Source organism: Rhizobium leguminosarum bv. viciae USDA 2370 (genome assembly GCF_002008365.1).
In the GTDB taxonomy this organism is placed as follows: Bacteria; Pseudomonadota; Alphaproteobacteria; order Rhizobiales; family Rhizobiaceae; genus Rhizobium; species Rhizobium leguminosarum.
The window spans coordinates 74,790-97,155 of record NZ_MRDL01000037.1 but is presented as its reverse complement, the minus strand read 5'-3'; the positions used below and the strand labels follow the sequence as shown (position 1 = coordinate 97,155).

Sequence of the window (22,366 nt, the reverse complement as noted above, 5' to 3'; positions counted from 1 at the left end):
GACAGAATGGCACACCCTTACGGCTCTCTCTCGATCGCCCAGCTCTCCGCCCTCATCCAGGCTGGCAGCGTCGATCCGGTCGCTGTGGCCGAACAGGTCTTTGCCGCGATAGAAAGCCATGACGACAAGGCGATCTTCATTTCGCTGACGCGTGAGCGGGCAATGGCGGAGGCCGAAGCTTCATCGAAGCGGCTGAAAGATGGTCGTTCGCGCGGCTTGCTCGAGGGCATTCCGGTCGCCTGGAAGGATCTCTTCGATGTTGCCGGCAGTGTCACGGCGGCGGGGTCGAGGCTGCTTCTTCGTGATCAGGCACCGGCTGCGGTCGACGCTGCCGTCGTCTCCGCGCTGGCTGGCGCCGGCATGGTCGCAGCCGGCCGGGTCAACATGAGCGAGTTCGCCTTCTCCGGCCTCGGCATCAATCCGCATTTCGGCACGCCGAAAAACCCCCGCGGTACTGATGTCGCCCGCATTCCCGGCGGCTCGTCCTCCGGTTCGGGTGTTGCGGTGGCAGCCGGTCTCGTGCCGGTCTCGATCGGCTCCGACACGGGCGGCTCGGTGCGTATTCCAGCGGCGCTGAACGGTATCGTCGGCTACAAGGCGACGCGCGGGCGTTATCCGATGACGGGCGTCTTTCCGCTTGCCGGCAGCCTGGATTCGCTCGGGCCGCTCTGCCGCTCGGTACAGGATGCCGTCTGGGTCGATGCGGCGATGCGTGGGTTGACAGCCCCGACGGCCAGCCACCGTCCGCTTGCCGGGCTCGAACTCGTCATTCCCACCAACGTCGTCTTCGACGAGGCCGAGCCGGGTGTTGTTGCGGCCTTTGAGGCGGCCGTCGCGCGTTTGTCCGCCGCCGGCGTCATCTGCACGCCACTGGAAATCCCGGCCTTTGCGGAAATTCTGCATCTGATGGCAAGCCATGGAGCCCTGGTAACGGCGGAGGCCTACTGGCTGCACCGGGCGCGGATCACCGGGCCGGATGCCGGACTGATCGACCCGCGTGTGGTCTCGCGCACCAGCTTCGGTGAAAAGATCACCCTTTCGCACTACCTCGACATTCTCTCTGCCCGCACGCGGCTGATCGAGGCGGTGGACCGGCTGGTCGGCGACCGGCTGATTGCCTTCCCGACTGTCGCGCATGTGGCACCGCTGCTCGAGCCGTTGAAGACCGACGACCAGCTCTTCATCGCCACCAACGGCAAGACACTGCGCAACACGCTGCTCGGCAATTTTCTCGACTGGTGCGGGGTGTCGATCCCCTGCGGCACGGGTGAAGCCGGCATGCCGGTTGGCTTCCTGCTATCGGGGCTGGCACGCCGCGACGAGCGGCTATTGTCGATGGCGCTCGTCGCCGAACCGGTCATTCGCGGCGAAACGATCTGAAGGTGGCGGCTGCGGCGGCTGCGACGGTCAACAAGGAGACTTGCAATGTGCATGGCGTGTTATGTCGACGAAGCGACCAAGAGCAAGATCATCGCCTACAATGCCGAATTCCATAAGGTGACGAAGAGCCCCTATGGCAGCGACGACGAGATCGGCATGCTGAACCTGATCGACGCCAAGTCGCGTTCCGCAATCATCGGCCGCACCGATGCGTCGAAAGTCTTCGACCTTTCGGTCGACCATTTCGTCGGCATGCCCGGCTGGTTCGGCGCCGGTGACCAGCCCTATCAGATCTGGATGACCCACACGCCGCAGGGCGAGATCGTCGCAAACACCATGGGCGTGACGCGCCAACAGAACGAACTCGTCGGCTATTCCGGCGACAGTATTTCGATGTACACCCATTGTGGCACGCATATCGATACGTTCAACCACTTCGGCTATAACGGCGAGATATTCAATGGCTTCACGGCGCGTGATCACCTCGGCAGCCGCGCCTGGGATATTTGCGGCCCGGAAAAATATCCGCCGATTTTCGCGCGCGGCATTCTCCTCGATATCGCGGCCATGCATGGCGTCGACACGTTGCCGCCGAGCCATGCGATCGGCAAGGCCGACATCGCGGGATGCCTGAAGAAGCAGGGATTGAAGATCCTGCCCGGCGACGTGGTGCTGCTGCGCACCGGCCAGATGCTCCTGTGGCCGGATATGGCCTTCACCCGAAACACGCCCGGCCTCAACCGCGAGGGTGCGGAGTATATCGCCAAGCACGGCGCGCTCATGATCGGCGCCGACAATCTGACGCTGGAGCAGACGCCATCGGCACACGAGCTCAATTTCTTCCCCGTCCATACCTACCTGTTGGCGGAAGCAGGCGTGCCAATCCTTGAGATGGCTTTTCTTGAGGAGCTGGCCGCCGAAAGACTCTACGAATTCGCCTTTTTCGGGGCCTGCATCAAGCTGCGCGGCGCAACCGGCGCACCGATGCGGCCCGTGGCAATGCCTCTGACATGAGTGCGTTAGGGACCCGGTATCCGCACGTCCGGGTCATGTCGATCGGCTTTCGAGCCGAGACCGGCAGTGGGCAACGCTGCCTCCCTTTGTGAAACATTGTGGGACGGCGGCTTTTCGTAGCCGCGCTTTTCTGACGATAGGAAATTTGCTCCACATCTTTTCGTCCGATCCGTATCCTCAACTATGGCGCGATCGTGACAGCAGGGCATCTTCTTACCAAGCCGCCTCATAGATCTGAGTGGCGTCCCACAGCGACACCGTGCGCGGATTGTTGACCAGCAAGCGGGTCTGTTCCATCGCACTTTCCGCTAGCAGGGGAAGCCCGTCCTTGGGAATTCCGACATCGCGCAGGCGTACGGGCAGGTTGAGGCGCACAGGCAGTATTGCCAATCCTTCGACAAAACCGGAAAGCCGCTCAGCCAGACCGGCGGGCCCAAGATGAGGAAAAAGGCAAGGTGCCAGTTCCGCATAGGCATCACCGCACACCGTCGCGTTGAAGCGCAGGACATGCGGAAGGACCAGGCTGTTGGAAAGGCCGTGCGCAACGTGATAGCGGCCACCGATCGGGTAGGCGAGAGCATGGACGGCAGCGACCGGCGAATTGGCAAAGGCCTGACCGGCCAGCATCGCGCCGAGCAGCATCGCCTGCCGGGCGGCCAGATCGGTTCCTCTCATCACTGCGATCTCTAAATTCGCCCCGAGAAGCCGAAGGGCCTCCTTGGCAAGGGAACGGGAAACCGGATTGTTGTTTGCACTCGCGGAGGTGAAAGCCTCGATGGCGTGCACCATGGCGTCAATCCCCGTTGCAGCCGTCACGGCTGGAGGCAGGCCGAGGGTCAACTCCGCGTCGAGAAGCGCCGCATCCGGCAGCAGGACTGGCGATACGACGCCTTTTTTCTCGTATGCGCCCGTGGTGACGATGGAAATCGGTGTGACTTCGGAGCCGGTGCCTGCCGTTGTGGGCACAAGCACCAGCGGCAAGCGCTGCCCGCTGACTTTGCCCACTCCATAGATATCATCGAGCGCTTCGTCGCTTTTGCAGAGCAGAGCCACAAGTTTTGCGACATCAAGCGACGAGCCGCCGCCGATGCCAAGTACACCCGTGGCGCCGAAACCGATCGCCTGCGCCACAGCCGCATGAATGATGGCGTCCGGCGGGTCGGCGACAACACCGGTGAAGATCGATATTTCAGCGCCGCCGTCCGCAAGGCTTGTCAGGGCCGGCTGAACGAGCCCCGCTTTGACGACCCCATCGTCCGAAATCACCATGACGCGCGGTCCAAGCCGGGTTTTCGTCAGCTCCGAAAGCCTCGTGATGCAACCCGGTCCCGCGATGATCTGCGGGACGGTCGCGAATGTGAATGTGGACATCTTGCCGGTCTCTCACTGATGCCATTTGACGAGCGGCTGATAGTGATGCGGCTGGCGCATGACGACAAGATCCTTTCGCCGCACGATGTTCGTCGGATACGGCGTTTCGAGATTGGTGGTGTCGACGGTTGCTGCCGCAATCCCGTCCTCGTCCAGGATTGCCGATTCCTGGCGCGGAAAGGCAAAGGAATCCGGCCCGAACACCGCACTCTTGCCCAGGTATCCCCGCGCCGCATCCAGGACATTGGCGAAGGCGAAATAGACATTGTTCTCGCCGCCGCGCACGCGCAACGCATGCCAGTGGTAGGGATCGGCGCCCTTGGGGATCGGATAGTTATGCGGAATTTTCGTGCCGTTGTGGCCGCCGGTGAAAGTGCCAGCTATGGCTGATGGGCAAGCGACCACGTCGCATCCCAACAGCGCGAGCGAACGGATGGCTTCCGGATAGAGCGCGTCGTGGCCGATCGCCAGACCGACGCGGCCGATCGCTAGATCGTAGACTTTCCATTCGTCGCCGGCCGTCGCCCAGATGTCGGAAATGCCGAGATGCGTCTTGCGGTAGCTTCCCACAAGCCCCTCGGGGCCAGCGAGAACCGCACTGTTATAAACCTTGTCCCCATCCGCCTCGGCAAATCCGGCGACAAGATAGAAACCGAGCTTCATCGCCAGACGAACGAAGGCCGATACCGTCGGGCCCGAGAGCAGCTCCGCCCGGCTTTGCGGCGCCTCCAGTCCGGTCAGCGACAGTTCCGGGAAAACCAGAATGTCCGGCGCTGTTGTTGCCTTCGCCTCGGCTGCCAGATGGGCGATGCGGGCGAGATTGTCTGCGACGACGGAGGAGGGGGCGAACTGGGCGACTGCGGCACGCGATGCGCGTCCGCGCGGGATCGGCTGGTAGCCATAGAGACGGAAGTAGTCGCCCGGGTTCCAGGTGAAGCTGTTGGTCATCATGTTCATGTAGAGTTCGGGCCGGCGGGACTCAAACACCGGTTCGCACAGGACCTCGCGGCGGCGGGCAAGAGCGAGATCGATAGTGCCATAGGCGATCCCGTCGCCCGTATCGATGGATGCGGCGACCGTGCCGTCGGGATCGATCACGCAGCTTCCGCCGGAAAACTGCACGGTTCTCTCGAGTCCCCAACGGTTGCTCTCGATGACATAGCAGGCGTTTTCGAAGGCGCGATTGATCCAGTAGGGTGCCGGCGTGCGCTCCTGCAGCCAGTTGGAGATATGGCAGATGATGTCGGCACCCGCGAGCGCCTCCAGACGCGCCGTCTCGAAGAAGTGCAGATCCATGCAGACCAGCATCGAGATCCGGCCGATTTCCGTTTCGAATACCTCGTGGACGATGTCACCGTTGGCAGCCCATTTCGGCTCCGCAATATAGGGATGTGATTTGCGATGCCGGCCAACGACGCCCTCAGGGCCGATCAGCACGGCGGTATTGTAGTAGAGTTCGCTCGCCGGGTCGACTTCCGGCATGCCGACGACGATATGGCAGCGGTGTTTGCTGGCAATGGCCTGGAAAACATCCGTGGTCGGTCCGGGGATAGTCTCGACGAAAGGTTTCACTTCGGCTCTGTCGAACCAGCAATAGCCGGTCGTTCCCATTTCGGGAGTGACGATCAGGCGCGCGCCTGCCTCCGCTGCCTCCTCGCAAAGGGCTGCCAGCCGGCTGATATTGCGCGCCTTCTCGAACATGGTGGGTTCGAACTGGATGGTGGCGGCGGTGTAGTTTTGTGTGGATGTCATTGTCGTTCCCATTGTCTTTGTGGAGGATAGCCGGCTGTTTCAGACAGCCATATGCCGGTGAACAAGCGCGTCGGAGAGAGCATCGATGGCGCCGACCGCGACCACGCGCCCCTTCTCAAGCATCGCGAACCGGTGAGACGCGTGCCGCGCAAATGCGACGTTTTGCTCGACGAGGATGATCGTCATGCCGATTTCGCGATTGAGCCGGATGATGATCTTTTCAATCTCCTCGACGATGGAGGGCTGGATGCCTTCGTTAGGTTCATCGAGAAGCAGCACTTTCGGATCTGCGGCCAGCGCGCGGGCGATGGCGAGCTGCTGCTGCTGGCCGCCCGAAAGCACGCCACCCGGCCGATCGAGATTGGCCATCAGGTATGGAAAAAGCTCTGGCACCAGCGCTGGAATCTCGCGTTTGCCATCGGTGCGGGCAAAGGCGCCCATCAGGATGTTCTCGCGGATGGTAAAATCGGGAATGATCTCTCTGCCCTGGGGGACGTAGGCGATGCCGGCCCTTGCCCTTTCATGTGTCGGGGATGCGGCCATGTCCTTTCCCTGCAGAAGCATCTCGCCCGTCATGCGGTCGGTCAATGCCATCAAGGTTTTCAACAGCGTTGTCTTGCCGGTGCCGTTGCGGCCGAGGATGCTCGTCACCTTGCCGGCCGGAACATCGAGGGTGACGCCGTGCAGGACATGGCTGCGGCCGTAATAGCTGTGCACGTCTTTCAACGACAGCATCAGGATATTCCTTTCGAACCGAGATAGGCTTCACGGACTTTCGGATTGCGTTCGATATCTTCGACGCTTCCCTCCGCCAGAACCTCTCCGAGATGGAGAACGGTGATGCGTTCGGCGATCTCGCGGACGAATCCCATGTCGTGTTCGACGACGAGGATCGTATGGCGGCCTTTGAGATTGTTGATGATCTCGGCGGTCTTGCGGGTTTCGGCCTGGGTCATCCCGGCTGTCGGCTCGTCAAGCAGAACCACCTTGGGATCCTGGACGATGAGCATGCCGAGCTCCAGCCACTGCGTCTGGCCATGGCTGAGATAGGCGGCCATCACATCGTGTTCGGCATCGAGGCCGATGAGGGCAATGACGTCGTCGACGCGGTTCGCCTCTGCACGCGAAAAGCCGAACCGAAGATTGGCGAGTACCGAAGGATTGCGGCAATTGGCGACCTCCAGATTCTGTCGCACGGTAAGGTCCCGAAAGACGCTGGGGATCTGGAATTTCCGGCCTATGCCGGCGCGTGCGATGCGGTGTTCGGGCCAGTTGGTGATGTCGGTGTCGTAGACGAAGACCCTGCCCTGGGTGCTGCGCGTCTTGCCGCTCACCAGATCCATCAAGGTCGTCTTACCGGCGCCGTTTGCGCCAAGCAGCACACGTAACTCGCCGTCGAAGACGGTGATGCTGACATTGTTGACGGCGCGGAAACCGCCGAAATCGACGCCGAGACCGTCGATGGTCAATGCAATGGCACTCATATCACAATGCCTCGCTTTGCCGCGGCAGGGCCGGAAGGGCCTCAGCTGGTTTGCGCCGGCGGACGAACCACCGCAGCACGTCATGCGCGACGCCGCCAAGGCCGCGCGGCATGAACAGAACGACCAGCACGAAGATCAGACCGATGATCGCTTTCCACGCCTCGACCAGCGCCTCGGTCTCGCTGACCTCCGCTTCGATCATGTTGATCAGAATTGCGCCGATGCAGGCGCCAAGCAGAGACGAGCGGCCGCCGACGGCAGCCCAGACGACCATCGTCACGGAGAAGGACAGATCCATGAAGGTCGGAGAGGCAAACTCCGCGACGACGACGTAGAGCATGCCGGCAACGCCGGCGATCCCTGCCGAAATGACAAAGAAGAAGACCTGGTAGAGCGAGACGTCGAAGCCGAGATACCGGGCGCGCACCTGGTCATCGCGGATCGCCTGCAGGATCATGCCCGCTCTGGTTTCCACGATAAGACGCGCACAGATGAGTGTCAGCGACAGGCTTACGGCGCATAGATAATAGGTCGCCCGGCTGTAGGGATCGAATTCGACGCCGCCGATCGTGAGCCAGCCGAGATCCGTCAGGCCGTTGAAGCCGTTCGTCACCGGCTGCGCATCGACCATGACGAGGCGGACGAGCAGAACGAGCGCCAGCGTGATGATCGAGACGAAAACGCCGGAAATGCGCTTGCGGAAAACCAGCATACCGAGTGCGCCGGCAATCACCACCGGAAGCGCGATGCCGAGCACAAGACCCACCGACTGGCTTTGAAAGGGAAGCCAGAGGAATGAGCCCTTGTTGATGCAGCAAAGTTCCGTCGGCGCGCCGGGCTCGGCATTCCAGAGCATGAAATCCGGAACCGGCTTGTCGGAACCCTGTTGGAGACTGGTCAGGCTCGACAGCTTCAACGACATGGCCAGCATGTAGGCGCCCAGGCCGAAAAACAGTCCCTGGCCGAGATTGAGAATACCGGCATATCCCCATGTGAGCGCGATGGCGACGCCCAGCATTCCGTAGACCAGGTATTTCGAAATGCGATTCAGCCAGAATTCGTCGCCGAAAACGGGGGCTGCAAAGATCACCGCGATGAAAAGCACATAAGCCGCGATCTGGAATTTCCGTTCAATTCTCATGTCAGCGTCCCTTGAACGAGAACAGCCCGCTGGGCTTGACGAGGATGACGAAGATGACGACGCCGAACACGACGGCGCGCGCCAGGATGTCGTTCGTACCGATGGCCACCAGGGCATTGATCTCGCCGAGCAGGCCTGAGGAGAGGATGGTGCCGAAAAGGCTGCCGACCCCGCCGGTCACCACGACCATGAAGCCGTCGACGACCATCGTCGTGCCCATGTCGGGAAAGACGGTCTTGAAGCCGGACATCATCACGCCGGCGACGCCGGCAAGGCCCGACCCGAACGCGAAGGTCATGGCGTTGACGCGTTTCACGTCGATGCCGCAGGCTGCGGCCATTTTCGGGTTCCGGATGATGGCGCGGACCTGCATGCCGGCCGCCGTCCGGTAGAGGATGAACCATGTCGCCAGTGTCAGCGCGGCGGCAACGGCGATGATGAAGGCGCGGTAGGCGTTGATATCAGCGCCGGCGAGCCTGAACGTGCCCTGCAGGTAGACAGGCACGGCGACGTTCTGCAGGCCGGCCCCCAGGCCTTCGACGTGAATGTCGAAAAAGGACAGGCCGAACTCGAGCCGCACGGCCTGCTGCAAAAGGATGGCTATTCCCCAGGTGGCGAGAAGCGTGTCCAGCAGACGGCCGTAGAGTCGCCGGACGACCACCCGCTCGATCAGCAGGCCGAGCAGGGCCGTGACGACGAAGGCCAGAGGGATCGCGAAGAGAAGGCTTGCTTTTAGCCAGATGCCGGAGAGGACGGCGACATAGGCGCCGATCATGACCATTTCGCCATGGGCCATGTTGATGACGCCCATGGCGCCGTAGGTGATGGCAAGGCCAAGCGCGACCAAAAGAAGGATCGAGGCGAGACTGAGGCCGATAAAGAGAATGTCGAGCATAACGCCACCGTTCGTGAGAAGGGCGGGCCGAACTCTCCTGCGCCTTGCCCATCCGGATGGCAGCTTGCGGAAGAAGAGGGGAGGCCGGCCTTACCGAGAGATGATCCCGCCATCCATGGATGGCGGGACGTCGCGGGGAAGGGGTCAGCCCTTGAGCTTTGCGGCGTCGAGACCGTTGCTGGTGCAGAATAGATTGCTCTCCGTCTCGCCATAGGCCGAATAGGGCAGGGGCTTGATCGGGGCCGGGTAGGCGTTCACCACCTTGCTCTGGCCGTCCGCCTGCCATTGCCCGATGCGCGGCGTCAGCCAGCAATGCAGGTTATCGGGATCGGTGGTCACCTTGCCGCCGGGTGCTTCGTAGGTTTGGCCGCGAATGCCGGCCCTGATCGCCTCCGCAGAAAGATCGCCGGATTTTTCGACGGCCTGCTTCCACAGGAAGACCTGGAAATAGGCGGCTTCGAGTGAATGGTAAGTAACGGCTTTTGGATCGTTGACGAACGTCCTGAAGCGGTCGATGAAGCTCTTGTTTGCCGGTGTGTCGATCGACATGAAATAGGGGAAGGAGGTATAGCTTCCTGCCGCATATTCGGCGCCCATCGCCGCGATTTCGATTTCGGAGGTGACCGTCGCGCAGATCGGCAGAACCTCCTGTGAAAGCCCCTGGTTCTTGAACTCACGATAGAAGGCGATGATGGAGTCGCCGACCACGTTGGACAGGACCACGTCGGCGCCCGATTCCTTGATCTTGCTGACCATGACGGCCCATTCCGAATGGCCAAGCTCCAGATATTCGTCCGCCACCCATTCGGCGCCGGCTGCCTCGATCAGCTTCTTGGAAACCTTGGCCATCTCGCGCGGATAGACATAGTTCGAGCCGACGATGAAGAATTTCTTCTTGCCCAGTTTCTCGACGATCCAGGGGATGTAGTTGGAGAGCTGTTGGTTCGGAACGGCACCGGAATAGACGACGTTGCGCGAGCACTCGAAGCCTTCGTAATGTGTCTGGTAGAACAGCATCGCGCCCCGTCGCTCGAAGATCGGCAGCACGGCCTTGCGGCTGGCCGAGGTATGGCAGCCGAACACGGTGGAGATCTTGTCCTTGAGGATCAGCTTCGAAGCTTTCTCGCTGAAGGTCTTCGGATCGGAAGCTCCATCTTCGACGACCACCTCGACCGGACGGCCGAGAACACCGCCGGCCGCGTTGATTTCGGCAACGGCCATCGTGACGCCGTTTGCCAGAAGCTTTTCTGCAACCGAAAGCCCGCCCGTTTGCGAATAGAGCGCACCGACCTTGATAGGATCGGCTGCGAAGGCGCGGCTGCCCAGAGCCGGCAGGGCGATCGCGGCAGAAGCGGTGGCTGCGGTTTTCAAAAATTCACGTCTGTTGAACACCATCTTGGTTCCCCTTTTTTTGATTGGCGCACGACGGCACGGCCCGCCGAACGGCGAGGCTTTCATGCCGGAAATGGGTAGAGAACTGACGTCACTGTCAGCAGACAACAAAAAACCCGCGAGGCTTGTCACAGCCTGCGGGCACCCTTGCCATCACCGCATCACGGCTGCGCCGTGTGCAACAGCGGCACATGGCTTCGTCAAGCGAAGGGATGTGCCGGAGGCGTTTCGTTCGAAACACATGAAAAACTAATCATGTTTCTGGGCTGGGCGCAAGAGTTGTTCGGCGTTGATAATCGAATTGGCGATTTCATCGATGGGCACGCGCCGGGCCATCGCCTGCTCGCGCATTTCGCGGTAGGCCTCGGTCTCGCTGGTGCCGCGGTTGGCCATCAGAATCGCTTTTGCCCGTGCCAGTTTCTGGTCACCTAGAACCTTGCGCTTGTACTTGCGTGCCTCCTTGACGAGCTTCTGGCGTTCGAGCCACAGGTTGCGGGCGATGGCCAGATTGGTGAGGAGGCCGAAGGGTTTGATCGGTCTTTCGACGATGGCAAGCGCGCCGCTTTCCAGTACGATCTGCAACGTTGAGGGGTTTTCGTAACCGACAATGGCAAGCATGGTCGGGGCCGGGTTGGGAAAGGACTTCAGCAGACGCTCGATTTCCGGTCTCGCCTCGTCTTCCATGGCAAGGAAGACGACATCCGTGCCATGCGGCAATTCGGCCGGCACCGGCCAGAGACAATTGACCATGCAACCGATACGGCGCAGATGATCCACGAGAAAATCTCCCTCGGATGTCCGAGGGTGGATGACCACAACTTTGAGATCCCGCAGATCCCTGAGAAGGGCGAATGACATCTCGCTCCCTCTCAAACCGGGACGCTATGCGGGGAAGACTGCGTGAAGTCCGGGCGATATTCGCGCATGAACGGATCAGGCGCGACCCGGAGCGACGGATCGTAGACGATGTCGTAGCTGCCCTGCGCATTCACCCTTGCCACTCTCGGCCACAGATGCGTGTGGTTCGTCAGCCGGTCTATCTTAACCGCCCCCTGCGGTGCATCGTACTCGACTTCAGAAAGAGCCGGCAGAAGCTCCTCGAGCCTGTCGCTGCCGGCGTGCTGCAAAGCCGCCGCATAGAGATAAACCTGGAAGTAGGCGGCTTCGGCTGGTGCTGTGGGCGGCATCTGCAAGCCATAGCGCCGTTCGTAAGCGGAGACGAAGGCGCGGGCGCGTGGCGTATCCAGAGACGCAAAGAAGGGGGCGGCGGTAATGTGCCCTGCGGCCACCTCCGGCCGCATGCGGATCACGTCGGCCTCGCTGGTCGACTGGCTCGAGATCGGCATCGTCGCCGCATCGAATCCGGCCTCCTTGAATGCTGTGTAGAAGGGGATGATACCGTCACCGACAATGGTCGAATAGATGACGTCCGGCTTTGCCGCGTGAATATGCCGGATGATTTTGGCGACGTCTTCGGTTTTGAGGTTCAGGGGAACATACATCTCGTCCAGCACCTGTCCGCCGACCTGAAGAAAAAGGTCGCTGATCGTCCGGTTGGATTCATAAGGATAGACGTAGTTCGAGCCCACGAGGAAAACCCGCTTTCCATAATGCCTGGTCAGGAAGTCGACCAACTGGACCGAGTTTTGGTTGGGGGCCGCCCCCGTATAGATGCAGTGCCGGGAATATTCGAACCCCTCGTACAGCGTCGGATAAAACAGCAAAGCGTCACGGGCCTCGATGACGGGAAGGACGGCTTTGCGGGTGCTCGACATATGGCAACCGAATACGACCCGGACGCGATCTTCGTCGCAAAGCCTGACTGCAAGTTCCTTGTAGAGATTGGGCGTCGATTGCGGATCGTACACAATGGGCTCGATAGCCCGCCCGAGCACGCCTCCCGCCGCGTTGATTTCGTCGATCGCCAGCAACGTTGCCGCCCTTTGGGTTTTTTCCACCGCTCCGGTCACACCCGTTTCGGAGAACAGCACACCGACACGCCAGCTTTCTGAATGCATCATCGTCCACCAAAAAATAAAAAAGCTCCCGCCCGTTTCCGGTCGAGAGCTACCCTGCTCATGGAATATCAGCGGCCCATTGGAGCCTGCCAGTCCATGATGGCAGTTTCTTTGTCGGGTGACAATAGCGGAACGAAAGGCCGTGCGCGGCTATCGGCTTGCATCCTCAAGCAGCATCGCAGCGCCTGTCATCGCGATAGTGCAGCGTTGCCGACCGAAGCGCCTCTCGATCGAAATATTTTCGTAATTGCGAGAGCGACTTGATTGCGCTGTATCGATCAACCTCCAGAAAAATTCGCTTTCGAGGAGCGGGGCGGTAGTTCGAATCCCTTCAAGAGCAGGGACCCCAATCAACACCTACTGATCAGTCTCATCGTCGGCGATTTTGCGCAAGAGATACAACAACGCGATGCGTTCCGCCGGATTGAGACGCGCGACAGTCTTTTCACTGATGAGGTAGGCTTGCGGATACATGTCCTGCAGCAGGGCTTCCCCCTTGGGCAGCAAAGAGATCACCACCTTGCGGCCGTCAGCCTCGTCCTTGGAGAGATCGATCAGTCCGCGGGCCTTCAGCCGCTCGACGATGCCACGGATGGTCGCCTGGTCGACGGACGTTGCCTTCACGAGCTCGACCTGCGAGCTGGGACCGAGATCGTGCAGCGCGCACAGCGTCACGAACTGCACCGACGTCAAGTCCGGATCGCTGGCATTGGTCTGGAAAATCGACAGATGGCGCTGATAGGCCTTGCGCAGGAGATGCCCGACTTGCTCCGTCACTTGGTAGCCATTTTGAGGCGCCGGAGCTTCTGGCAGCTGTTCGGTCTCTTTTGCGGTCATCGTCGATGTGGTCCATCAGTTACGGCGTCTTTGGCGGGAATGCAGGAAACACCACAGCATGTTGCGACGGTCAAGGCGTGGCACACCGCCAACCCGCTCCGCGCGATTTCACGCGGAGCGGCTGGCAAGCCCGGTTATTTGAAGTTGTGCTTCATTTCCTTCACGGCGATGTCGCCATCCAGAACCATTGGCTCATCATCGAGGAACAGCGAGCAACCGCGCATCGGGATATCCAGATGGCACGCGGTGTCGTTCGGGCCGCCGAGCTCGTTGTTGGGGCCGGTTGAAAACATCACGTTGCCGTAGAAGGAGCGTGCCTCCATTCCCATGCCACCGGGGAATTCGCCCGGTACCATGCGATGCCACTTGGCGTTCTGATTGAGACCCCAGCCGACATGGCTCATGCCCATGCCACGCGGGTCGTTGAAACCATCCATGTAGGACTTGACCAGCTCGGCATCGAGGCCGCCGCGAATATCGGTGATCCATCCGTTTTCAATCGTGTAGATGATCGGGTCGCGCACGTAGATGTTCTGCGGCAGCAGGATGTCGCCCGGAGCAACGACGATTGTCCCGTCGACGCCATCGTCGTCACCGCCGGTGAAGACAAAGCCGGACGGCCAATGATCCCAGCGGCCCGGCTCGTCCGTGCACGCATATTCGGTAATGGCGGGATAGGTGTTGAGCTTGTAGGTGACGTCCGTGCCGTGCGGAGAGGTGATCCGCATCACCTTCGCCTTGGACAGCAGGTCTCCGGCAAATTCGACGCGCTCGCGCAGTTCCTTGGTCGGCAGCATGCGTGCCAGAATTTCTGGCGGTTCGACGGCGGTCAGGATACGCGTGCCGGCCGCCTGGATCGCCATCTGCTCCGGGCTGAAGAGCAGGAAGATGCAGTCGATCAGCATGTCGGCAGCCTTCAGGGCCTCCACCGCTTCCGGCATGGCGGCGAGTCCCGTCTGGCCGACCGCCCAGGCACCTGCCGGTGGCACCGGCGGCAAACGCATGTGATACATCTTGGCGCCAAGACGAATGCCTGCCGCCATGAAGGCGTCGGCGTAATCGAGGCGCTCGCTGCCCTGGGTCAGGACGATGAGTTTTTCGCCCTCGTGGACACCCGACATCTTCAACTGATGCAGGCAAATTTCCGTGAAGCTGAATTGATCCATGCTCGTTCCCCTATCTTGTTTGAAGGCTTAGGTTTGAAGTCTGGGGCGTTTCCCCCAAATTATGCGCGGTCGGACCTGACTTTGGCGATTTCCGCGATCGCCTCCTCCCTCGAAACGACATCGCCATATTTGCTGTCGATGTCGAAGAGATTGGCATTGTGCGGATCTGGGTGCCGGTCGCCGACGCACTCGCGCACCACGATGCCGCGGAATCCATGCTGGACCGCATCCACGGCGGTGGCGCGAATGCAGCCGCTGGTCGAACAGCCGGCCATGATCACGGTGTCGATCCCCTGCGCATGCAACTGGGAGGCAAGACTGGTGCCGAAGAAGGCGCTGGCATATTGCTTGACGATGACGAGTTCGCCGCTGGCAGGCTCGACGCCGTCGCAGAATTCGGCCAGCACGTTGCCTTCGACCATTCCTTTCATGACAGGCGACTTCTTCACCCACATCCCGCCATCGGCGCAGTCTTCCGCAAGATAGAGGATGCGCGTATGGATGATCGGGATGCCGGCTTCGCGGGCGGCATCGATGAGCGCCGGCGTCTGCGCGACCGCGTCAACCACGCCAGGGGCGTAGAGAGGCGCGCCCTCGGTGGTGTACCCCTTTAGGAAATCGATGACGAGGAGGGCAGGGCGCTGGCCGAAGCCGATGCGGTTGCCCCAGACGCCCTGATAATTGCTTTGCGCGCTCTGCATGATCGGCCCCTCTTCAGTATGCGCCCGACAGAAGTGCGCCGGCGCCTGGCGCGACGGCTTCCAGACCGAGCTTCTTGAGCATGCAATAAGTGGTCGCGACGGCGGCGGTCAGTACCGGTTTGCCTGTCATGGCTTCGACCTTGGCGATGACGGGCAGCGATGGCATCTGCACGCAGGCCGATAGCACGATCACGTCCACATCGGTCAGGTCGAGCGTCTCTACGATCGCCGGAAGATTTTCCGGGTCGTGGCGCGCCACATCCAGATTGTCGGGGATCTCGAGTGCCCGCCAGTCCACGACCTCGAAGCCTTCCTCGCGAATGTAGTCCACGACCAGCTCCGTCAGCGGTTTCATATAAGGCGCGACGACGGCGATCTTCCTCGCCTTCATCACCTTCAGGCCCTCGATCAGGGCGCCGGCACTGGTCACGACGGGAATGTCAGTGCCATTCTCCTGGGTGCGACCCATCAGGCGCTTCTCCGACTGGCGGTGATAGCCGAGGCCCATCGCCATGATGGCGACCAGGCACGCGTATCCGAGAACATCGACGCGGGCGTCGGAGAGCTCGACGGCGCAACGGTCGGATTCAGCGTCCATTGCCGCCAGTTCTTCCTTCACCACTTTCTTCATCCGCATGCGGCTGGAGTGGAAAGTGAAGCGCTCGGGCCGGATGGACTGGCGTGCCGTCAGCATGGCGGGAATTTCGGTCTCCATCGTCGTGTTGGAGCTCGGAACGATCTGGCCGATACGGTAATACTTCTGCACGGGTGAAATCCTTTGCTTCGCAAAAAAAACGGCTCTCAAACAAACGGCGGTGGATCATCGCCCCACCGCCGCTTCAATCAACGGGAGAGAAAATCTCCAAGCGCGGCAAAGAAGCCGTCGAAATCATCCCATGGAATCATATGCCCTGCATCTGGCACCCGGGTAATTTCCAGCCCCGGATAAAGCGAGCGGGCCTCGTCCACGTCGACGCTTTCGATCACGCCGCCACGGCCGGCGACCATCAACATGGCCGGCTGCTTGAGCTTCGGCAGATCCGGAAAGATGTCGTCCTTGTGGAAGTCCTCGAAAGCGGTGACGATCGCGGGCTCGTAGCAGCTGTGCAGCCATTCGGCGCGCAGCTTCAGTTGCTCGTCGGTCCATGTCGGACAAAACGCCTTCATGCCCTCCGCGTCGATGCCCTTCAGCGCCAGGCGGATGCTGTCGACATACCAGGTCAGCTTGCTCGGGTAGGCGCGGCGTCCGGGGCCGGAGACCGGCGGATCGATCAGCGCCAGCCTCGAAAACGCCTCCGGCGCCGCAACGGCGGCACGAATGGCGATGCGCGCGCCCATTGAATGGCCGAGCAGGGCGGGAGTAGCAAGTCCAAGCGCCAATGCGAAGCCGACGACGTCGGCAGCCATGGCGTCGAGGCCGTAATCGAGGTCGGGGCCAGTCGACGACAGGCCGCGGCCGCGTACGTCGATCACATAGACGTCGTAACGCTCGGCCAACCGGTCGGCGACGAAACCCCAGGTGATCGCGGGGCTGGTGATGCCCGGGATCAGGATGACCGCAGGGCCTTTGCCGCCATAGCGCAGATAGTGCTGTCGGATGCCATTGGCGAAGACGTTCGCTCCGTACAAGGCGCCGCCGCTCATGCCGCAGTCTCGCTCTTCAGGGGGGCGGCATAGATATCATAGCCGTAGACCCAGGCCGGATCCTCCTGTTTGAGCAGGAAAGTGTTGGCGTTCGAAACGCTCTGGACACGCGTCGCGCGATCGCGGCGGTTGGTCTCATACAATCCGAAAGCGGTGCGGAAGTCGTTGACGCCGGTTTCCTGCAGGCAGCGGGTCAGCATGGCGGCGTCTTCGATCGCCATCGCGGCACCCTGCGCCATATGCGGTTTCATCGGATGGCACGCATCTCCAAGCAGCACAAGACGGCCCTTGCTCCAGAGCGGCAGCGGGTTACGGTTGAACAACGGCCATTTCGTCACCCCATCGGTGCTTTCGATCAGCGCCTGGATGATCGGATGATAACCCTCGAACGCCGCCGCCATCTCGTCGCGGCTGCTGTCGACGAAAGCCGAATCGAATTCCCAGGCCGGATGCGGAACGCCGGTGACATAGTAATATTCGTCGCGCCGAGCCGTCGTGTAGTAGACCATCATATGACGGTCCGGACCCCACCACTTGACGCAATCCTCGAATGTCAGATCGTATTTCTTCAGTTTGTCGGACGAGATCAGGGCGCGATGGCCGACCCAGCCGCTGTAATTCGGCTTCTCTTCGCCGAGCAGCGTTTCGCGAACGCGCGAATTGATGCCGTCGGCGCCGATCACGATGTCGGCGCGTATCGAGGTTCCGTCTTCGAATTCGATCAGCACATCGGTGCCGCTGTCGTCGAGGCGAGCCAGCTTCTTGCCGAAATGCAAGGTGCCTGGCTGTAACGCATCGCACTGGATGGCCTGCAGGTCGCCGCGGTGAACGGTGCAATAGGTCTGGCCGTAGCCTTCAAGCGAAATCCGGGCGGTGTATTCGCCGGTAATGCCGTCGCGGCTGAACCAATGGCTCGGCGTGCTGCTGATGCCGATCACCTTCTTGTCGACGCCGATGCGCTCGAAAATCTTCAGGACGTTCGGCCCCATATGAATGCCGGCGCCCAGGCGCGAGAATGCCGGTGCCTGTTCATAGACGTTGACGTCGAAACCTGCGTGTTGGAGCAGCGCACCCGCGACAGCGCCGCCGAGGCCGGCGCCGATAATCGCGATCTTTTCTTTTCCGTTAGACATAGCGACCCTTCTTAGCTGTCTTTCGACGCATTGTTCCCACGATTGGAGGCTTGGCAAAAATTCTAGCGCATACGCTCTAAATTGCAATAGCGATGTTCTGATTTTTATCAAGACGACACAAAAAACGCCTTGCTGATTGGATATACTAGCAAAATCCCGATGATGAAATCCGACTTGTCTTTTGTCATTATAAAGCGTATGCACTTCTTAATAATAAAAGGGGCAATAGATGCGAAGAGTCGGTGACTGTCGCATCGTTATGGTTTGCGGACGTCCGAGTGATGTCTGCTGCGTAGCGGTACGGCCGATGGAAAGAGGCGAGGTCTGTGTTTCGTTCTCCGGGGCGGAGGGCCTGCTTTGACACTGCCAGTTTGCTTCAGTTTGAATGTGAACGATGCCGTCGAGAGCGTCGAAGCAAGCCCGGAAACACCACTCCTCTATATCCTCAGAAACGATCTCTCCCTCAATGGCCCGAAATACGGTTGCGGGCTCGGTGAATGCGGCGCTTGCGCCGTTCTCGTCGATGGTCGCTCCGTGCGCTCCTGCACCGTGCCTCTGGGTGCCGTCGGCACTCGCCGCGTCACTACGCTTGAGGGTCTCGGCACGCCCGAGCATCTGCATCCAGTCCAGGCGGCGTTTATCGACGAGGCCGCCGCTCAATGCGGATATTGCCTGAACGGCATGATCATCGCCACCACAGCCCTGCTCAATCGCAATGCCGATCCCGACGAGGACGCGATCCGCGAGGCGTTGCGCCATCATCTGTGCCGTTGTGGAACGCACATGGAAATACTTGCCGCGGCCAGGCGGGCGGTCGCCTATTCCAGGGCCGAACGGACGCGACGATCCACGCCGGACGATATCTCATCAAAAGCTGCGAAGGAGGTCTCCCCGTGACCGACCACCGCCAAATGCCGAAATCCGCCTATATGTCGGCCGCCGACATGCTGCTTGTTGTCAACGATACAAGGCTTGGCGACGGTGCGGAACTCTACATCGCGGTGGGCGCCGATAGCCGTGTGACTGCGTTCAACGGCCATGTTGATCTAGGGACGGGCATCCGCACCTCTCTGGCGCAAATCGTTGCCGAAGAGCTCAGCATGCCGTTCGAGCAGGTGGACATGGTGCTCGGCACGACCTCCGCCGCGCCCAACCAGGGCGCGACCATCGCCAGCGAAACGATCCAGATCACCGCAGTGCCGCTGCGCCAGGCCGCCGCCACCGCCCGCCATCATTTGCTCGCCAAGGCGGCTGAGAAGGGCGGCGTGCCGCTTGAGCGGCTGCGACTGGAAGACGGCATCATCCGTGCCGATGGCGGCGAGAACTGGCAGCTCAGCTTCGGCGACATCGTCGCCGGCAGCCATGTCAGGCTGTCGATCGATAAATACGCGGCCCTTAAGCCGGCCTCGGACTATAGACTGGTCGGCTCGTCGCGGCCGCGCGTCGATATCCCCGAGAAGGCTACGGGGCGCTGGACTTATGTGCATGATGTGCGCGTGCCGGGCATGCTGCATGGCCGCGTCGTTCGCCCGCCTTATGCGGGGTTCGATCACGGCGATCATGTCGGAAACAGCCTGATCTCCATCGACGAAACATCGATTGCGCACATCAACGGGCTGGTCGGCGTCGTCGCCCTCGGCGATTTCGTCGGCGTGGTCGCGACCCGCGAGGAAAACGCCATCGAGGCGGCCAAGAGCCTGAAGGTCGTGTGGCGCGCGCCGCCCGAGTGGCCGGATCTCAACGCGCCGGAAAAGGCGCTGCGCGCCAATCCGTCGACTGCGCGCAAGCTTGCCGATCTCGGCAATGTCGATATGGCCCTGGCCGGCAGTGCCCAGCCGATGAACCGCACCTATGTCTGGCCCTACCAGATGCACGGCTCGATCGGGCCGTCCTGCGCGGTAGCCGATTACAGTGACGCAGGGCTGACCGTCTGGTCGGGGACGCAGAACCCGTTTCCAATGCGCCGCGATCTGGCGCTGCTGCTCGACATGCCGGAAGAGCTGATCCGGGTCGAGCGGTTGGAGGCGGCTGGCTGCTATGGCCGCAATTGCGCCGATGACGTCACGGCCGACGCCGCCCTGCTGTCGCGCGCCGTCAAGGCACCTGTCCGGGTGCAGCTGACGCGCGAGCAGGAACATGCCTGGGAGCCGAAGGGCGCCGCCCAGGTCATGGATGTGCGCGGCGGTATCGACCTGGAGGGCGGTCCGTCCGCCTATGATTTCGAAACCCGCTATCCCTCCAATCTGGCGCCGACCCTTCCCTTGATCCTCACCGGCAAGATGCCGCCAGTTTCCGACGTCGTGCAGATGGGCGATCGCACCGCCATCCCGCCCTATGCCTACGGGAACCTCCGCGTCACCGTGCACGATATGCCGCCGATCGCGCGTGCTTCCTGGTTCCGTGGCGTGTCGGCAATGCCCAACACCTTTGCGCACGAATGCTACATCGACGAACTGGCAGCCGCCGCCGGCGTCGATCCGGTCGAGTACCGGCTTCGCTACCTCCACGATCCGCGCGCCGTCGACCTGGTGCATGCGCTGGCCGAGCGGGCGAAATGGGTGCCGCATACGACATGGGGCACGCTGGGTGGTGAGGGCGACCTGCTCTACGGGCGCGGGTTTGCCTATGCCGTTTACGTCCATGGACCGTTTCCGGGCAAGGCCGCCGCCTGGGCCGCCTGGGTCGCCGATGTCGCCGTCAACAAGAAGACCGGAGAGATCGCGGTCACCAAAGTGACCTGCGCGCAGGATTCCGGGATGATGATCAATCCCGACGGCGTGCGCCACCAGATCCACGGCAATATCATTCAATCCACCAGCCGGGTGCTGAAGGAAAAAGTCGAATTCTCCTCGACCGCCGTGCAGTCGAAGGAATGGGGCGGCTATCCGTTGATCACCTTCCCCGAGGTGCCTGATATCGACGTGCTGATGGTGCCGAGGCAGGACGAGCCGCCGCTCGGGGTCGGAGAATCCGCCTCCGTTCCCAGCGCCTCGGCCATCGCCAATGCCGTTTACGATGCCACCGGCATTCGCTTCCGCGAACTACCGCTGACGCCGGAGCTGGTACTCGCCGCGCTGAACGGCAAGACGGATGAAGCGCCGGCTGCCCCGGTGGCGAAGAAGCGGAAGTGGTGGAACATCGGTCTGTCGGCCGTCGGTGCCGTCGCCGCTTTGTCCGGTATCGTCACAATGGCCTCGCCTTGGCGTTCTGCTATCGGCACTATTCCGCGACCCGATGCCAACGTCTACAGCCCGGCCACCATCGAACGCGGCAGGCTTGCGGCCGCGGCCGGCGCCTGCAATGTCTGCCATGTCGGTGATGACGGCACACGCTTTGCCGGCGGCCGGCGCTTCGACACGCCGTTCGGCGCCGTCTATGCCACGAACATCACCCCGGACACTGAAAGCGGCATCGGCGCGTGGTCGTATCCAGCCTTCGAACGGGCCATGCGAGAGGGCGTCAGCCGCGACGGCCATCACCTCTATCCCGCCCATCCCTACACCTCGTTCGCGGGCGCCGAGGAAGCCGATCTTCAGGCACTCTACGCCTACATGATGACGCAGGCGCCGGTCGCCGAAAAGGCGCCGGAGACAAAGCTCAAATTTCCCTACAGCATCCGCGCGATGATGGCGGGCTGGAATGCGCTGTTTCTGAAAGCTGAGCCGTTCAAATACGTCGAGACCCGTGGTGCGCAATGGAACAGGGGCGCCTATCTCGTCGAGACGCTCGGTCACTGTTCGGCCTGTCACACGGACCGAAATGTGCTGGGCGCGGAAAAGAGCGGCAGCGCCCGGCTCTCGGGTGGCTTTGCCGATGGTTGGGAGGCGCCGGCTCTCAATGCCTTCGCCAAGGGCCCTGTCAGCTGGACGGCGGACGCCTTCTACGACTATCTGCGCACCGGACATTCGCGCGATCACGGCAGTGCCGCCGGCCCGATGGCGCATGTCGTCGAAGTCATGCAGCCGCTGCCGGATAACGATATCCGTGCCATGGCAACATATCTCGCCAGCCTCAACGAGGCCCCCGCCGATAGCAACGCACAAAGCGAGGCCGCCATTGCCGCAAGTGAAGCGGCCAAGGCTGTCGCCGCTCGGGTTTCGCCGAAGGGCGAGCGGCTGTTCAACGGCGCCTGCGCCACATGCCACACCGGAAACTCGATCCTGTCGTCGCTGGCGCTCAACAGCAACCTGCATGCGGCGACGCCGGACAATCTCATCCAGGCGATCCTGAACGGTGTCGAGGCGCCGGCGATTCTGGCGCAGACCACCGGCCGTGAGGCCCCGGAAGTAATGTCGATGCCGGCCTTTCGCCAGACGCTGAACGAAAGCCAGATCAAGGATCTTGCCGACTATCTGAGAGCGCGTTTCGCGCCCGACAAGCCGGCCTGGACGGAAACGACCAACGCCATGCAACGCGTGACGGCGGCAACCCACTAGGG

The 22,366-nt window shown here is 61.5% G+C and carries 19 protein-coding genes; 4 read left to right on the top strand and 15 right to left on the bottom strand.

Translation table 11 applies throughout. The annotated features are described in order from the left end of the window. Positions 1–6: 6 nt before the first annotated feature. Together BS629_RS19475 and BS629_RS19470 are read left to right on the top strand one after the other, a co-directional pair. Complete coding sequence (locus BS629_RS19475) at positions 7–1,380, top strand: amidase (RefSeq protein WP_018245275.1); 1,374 nt, start codon at positions 7–9, stop codon at positions 1,378–1,380. A gap of 45 nt (positions 1,381–1,425) precedes the next feature. After that, the gene (locus BS629_RS19470) at positions 1,426–2,394 is read left to right on the top strand and encodes a cyclase family protein (RefSeq protein WP_018245274.1); all 969 of its coding nucleotides are present in this window, start codon (positions 1,426–1,428) and stop codon (positions 2,392–2,394) included. Between the two features lie 213 nt (positions 2,395–2,607). Here the strand turns inward: BS629_RS19470 and BS629_RS19465 are convergent, their stop codons facing one another. From BS629_RS19465 to BS629_RS19395, 15 genes are all read right to left on the bottom strand, one after another. Further along, positions 2,608–3,765, bottom strand: a complete 1,158-nt coding sequence (locus BS629_RS19465; protein WP_018245273.1) for an iron-containing alcohol dehydrogenase — start codon at positions 3,763–3,765, stop codon at positions 2,608–2,610. 12 nt (positions 3,766–3,777) lie between these two features. Then, a complete protein-coding gene (locus BS629_RS19460; protein WP_018245272.1) occupies positions 3,778–5,529 on the bottom strand; it encodes a nitrilase-related carbon-nitrogen hydrolase in 1,752 nt (583 codons plus the stop codon). A 27-nt stretch (positions 5,530–5,556) separates the two neighbouring features. After that, positions 5,557–6,252: an urea ABC transporter ATP-binding subunit UrtE gene (gene urtE / locus BS629_RS19455; protein WP_018245271.1), complete on the bottom strand. Its 696-nt coding sequence runs from the start codon at positions 6,250–6,252 to the stop codon at positions 5,557–5,559. After that, a complete protein-coding gene (gene urtD, locus BS629_RS19450; protein ID WP_018245270.1) occupies positions 6,252–7,001 on the bottom strand; it encodes an urea ABC transporter ATP-binding protein UrtD in 750 nt (249 codons plus the stop codon). The genes urtE and urtD overlap by 1 nt, the downstream gene beginning before the upstream one ends. A gap of 1 nt (position 7,002) precedes the next feature. Beyond that, positions 7,003–8,142 (bottom strand): urea ABC transporter permease subunit UrtC, encoded by a 1,140-nt coding sequence (gene urtC / locus BS629_RS19445; RefSeq protein ID WP_018245269.1) that lies wholly within the window; start codon positions 8,140–8,142, stop codon positions 7,003–7,005. A 1-nt stretch (position 8,143) separates the two neighbouring features. Further along, positions 8,144–9,037 (bottom strand): urea ABC transporter permease subunit UrtB, encoded by an 894-nt coding sequence (urtB, locus tag BS629_RS19440; RefSeq protein ID WP_018245268.1) that lies wholly within the window; start codon positions 9,035–9,037, stop codon positions 8,144–8,146. Between the two features lie 144 nt (positions 9,038–9,181). Beyond that, positions 9,182–10,432 carry a transporter substrate-binding domain-containing protein gene (locus BS629_RS19435; protein ID WP_018245267.1) on the bottom strand — a complete coding sequence of 417 codons (1,251 nt, stop codon included), beginning with the start codon at positions 10,430–10,432 and terminating at the stop codon, positions 9,182–9,184. A 246-nt stretch (positions 10,433–10,678) separates the two neighbouring features. Then, positions 10,679–11,287 (bottom strand): ANTAR domain-containing response regulator, encoded by a 609-nt coding sequence (locus BS629_RS19430; RefSeq protein WP_018245266.1) that lies wholly within the window; start codon positions 11,285–11,287, stop codon positions 10,679–10,681. An 11-nt stretch (positions 11,288–11,298) separates the two neighbouring features. Beyond that, positions 11,299–12,450, bottom strand: a complete 1,152-nt coding sequence (locus BS629_RS19425; RefSeq protein ID WP_018245265.1) for a transporter substrate-binding domain-containing protein — start codon at positions 12,448–12,450, stop codon at positions 11,299–11,301. A gap of 354 nt (positions 12,451–12,804) precedes the next feature. Continuing rightward, positions 12,805–13,284 carry a MarR family winged helix-turn-helix transcriptional regulator gene (locus BS629_RS19420; RefSeq protein ID WP_018245264.1) on the bottom strand — a complete coding sequence of 160 codons (480 nt, stop codon included), beginning with the start codon at positions 13,282–13,284 and terminating at the stop codon, positions 12,805–12,807. A 134-nt stretch (positions 13,285–13,418) separates the two neighbouring features. Then, a complete protein-coding gene (locus BS629_RS19415; RefSeq protein ID WP_018245263.1) occupies positions 13,419–14,450 on the bottom strand; it encodes a 2,5-dihydroxypyridine 5,6-dioxygenase NicX family protein in 1,032 nt (343 codons plus the stop codon). A gap of 59 nt (positions 14,451–14,509) precedes the next feature. Further along, positions 14,510–15,151 carry an N-carbamoylsarcosine amidohydrolase gene (locus BS629_RS19410; RefSeq protein WP_018245262.1) on the bottom strand — a complete coding sequence of 214 codons (642 nt, stop codon included), beginning with the start codon at positions 15,149–15,151 and terminating at the stop codon, positions 14,510–14,512. Between the two features lie 13 nt (positions 15,152–15,164). Next, a complete protein-coding gene (locus BS629_RS19405) occupies positions 15,165–15,917 on the bottom strand; it encodes a maleate cis-trans isomerase family protein (protein WP_018245261.1) in 753 nt (250 codons plus the stop codon). Positions 15,918–15,994: 77 nt separating this feature from the next. Beyond that, positions 15,995–16,795 carry an alpha/beta fold hydrolase gene (locus BS629_RS19400; RefSeq protein WP_018245260.1) on the bottom strand — a complete coding sequence of 267 codons (801 nt, stop codon included), beginning with the start codon at positions 16,793–16,795 and terminating at the stop codon, positions 15,995–15,997. Beyond that, the gene (locus BS629_RS19395; RefSeq protein ID WP_018245259.1) at positions 16,792–17,928 is read right to left on the bottom strand and encodes an FAD-dependent monooxygenase; all 1,137 of its coding nucleotides are present in this window, start codon (positions 17,926–17,928) and stop codon (positions 16,792–16,794) included. Before BS629_RS19395 ends, BS629_RS19400 begins: the two co-directional genes overlap by 4 nt. Before the next feature lie 357 nt (positions 17,929–18,285). Between BS629_RS19395 and BS629_RS19390 the strand changes: the two genes are divergently transcribed. Then, the gene (locus BS629_RS19390; protein ID WP_245268266.1) at positions 18,286–18,825 is read left to right on the top strand and encodes a (2Fe-2S)-binding protein; all 540 of its coding nucleotides are present in this window, start codon (positions 18,286–18,288) and stop codon (positions 18,823–18,825) included. After that, a complete protein-coding gene (locus tag BS629_RS19385; RefSeq protein ID WP_018245257.1) occupies positions 18,822–22,364 on the top strand; it encodes a molybdopterin cofactor-binding domain-containing protein in 3,543 nt (1,180 codons plus the stop codon). The genes BS629_RS19390 and BS629_RS19385 overlap by 4 nt, the downstream gene beginning before the upstream one ends. Positions 22,365–22,366: the final 2 nt, after the last annotated feature.

Bases quoted from the DNA above. Each gene is read 5' to 3' on its own strand.
- BS629_RS19415 (WP_018245263.1), bottom strand. From the start codon at position 14,450: ATGGATCAATTCAGCTTCACGGAAATTTGCCTGCATCAGTTGAAGATG.
- BS629_RS19470 (WP_018245274.1), top strand. From the start codon at position 1,426: ATGTGCATGGCGTGTTATGTCGACGAAGCGACCAAGAGCAAGATCATC.
- BS629_RS19400 (WP_018245260.1), bottom strand. From the start codon at position 16,795: ATGAGCGGCGGCGCCTTGTACGGAGCGAACGTCTTCGCCAATGGCATC.
- urtE (WP_018245271.1), bottom strand. From the start codon at position 6,252: ATGCTGTCGTTGAAAGACGTGCACAGCTATTACGGCCGCAGCCATGTC.
- BS629_RS19410 (WP_018245262.1), bottom strand. From the start codon at position 15,151: ATGCAGAGCGCGCAAAGCAATTATCAGGGCGTCTGGGGCAACCGCATC.
- BS629_RS19420 (WP_018245264.1), bottom strand. From the start codon at position 13,284: ATGACCGCAAAAGAGACCGAACAGCTGCCAGAAGCTCCGGCGCCTCAA.
- BS629_RS19475 (WP_018245275.1), top strand. From the start codon at position 7: ATGGCACACCCTTACGGCTCTCTCTCGATCGCCCAGCTCTCCGCCCTC.
- urtB (WP_018245268.1), bottom strand. From the start codon at position 9,037: ATGCTCGACATTCTCTTTATCGGCCTCAGTCTCGCCTCGATCCTTCTT.
- BS629_RS19430 (WP_018245266.1), bottom strand. From the start codon at position 11,287: ATGTCATTCGCCCTTCTCAGGGATCTGCGGGATCTCAAAGTTGTGGTC.
- BS629_RS19460 (WP_018245272.1), bottom strand. From the start codon at position 5,529: ATGGGAACGACAATGACATCCACACAAAACTACACCGCCGCCACCATC.
- urtD (WP_018245270.1), bottom strand. From the start codon at position 7,001: ATGAGTGCCATTGCATTGACCATCGACGGTCTCGGCGTCGATTTCGGC.
- BS629_RS19465 (WP_018245273.1), bottom strand. From the start codon at position 3,765: ATGTCCACATTCACATTCGCGACCGTCCCGCAGATCATCGCGGGACCG.
- BS629_RS19395 (WP_018245259.1), bottom strand. From the start codon at position 17,928: ATGTCTAACGGAAAAGAAAAGATCGCGATTATCGGCGCCGGCCTCGGC.
- urtC (WP_018245269.1), bottom strand. From the start codon at position 8,142: ATGAGAATTGAACGGAAATTCCAGATCGCGGCTTATGTGCTTTTCATC.
- BS629_RS19425 (WP_018245265.1), bottom strand. From the start codon at position 12,450: ATGATGCATTCAGAAAGCTGGCGTGTCGGTGTGCTGTTCTCCGAAACG.
- BS629_RS19435 (WP_018245267.1), bottom strand. From the start codon at position 10,432: ATGGTGTTCAACAGACGTGAATTTTTGAAAACCGCAGCCACCGCTTCT.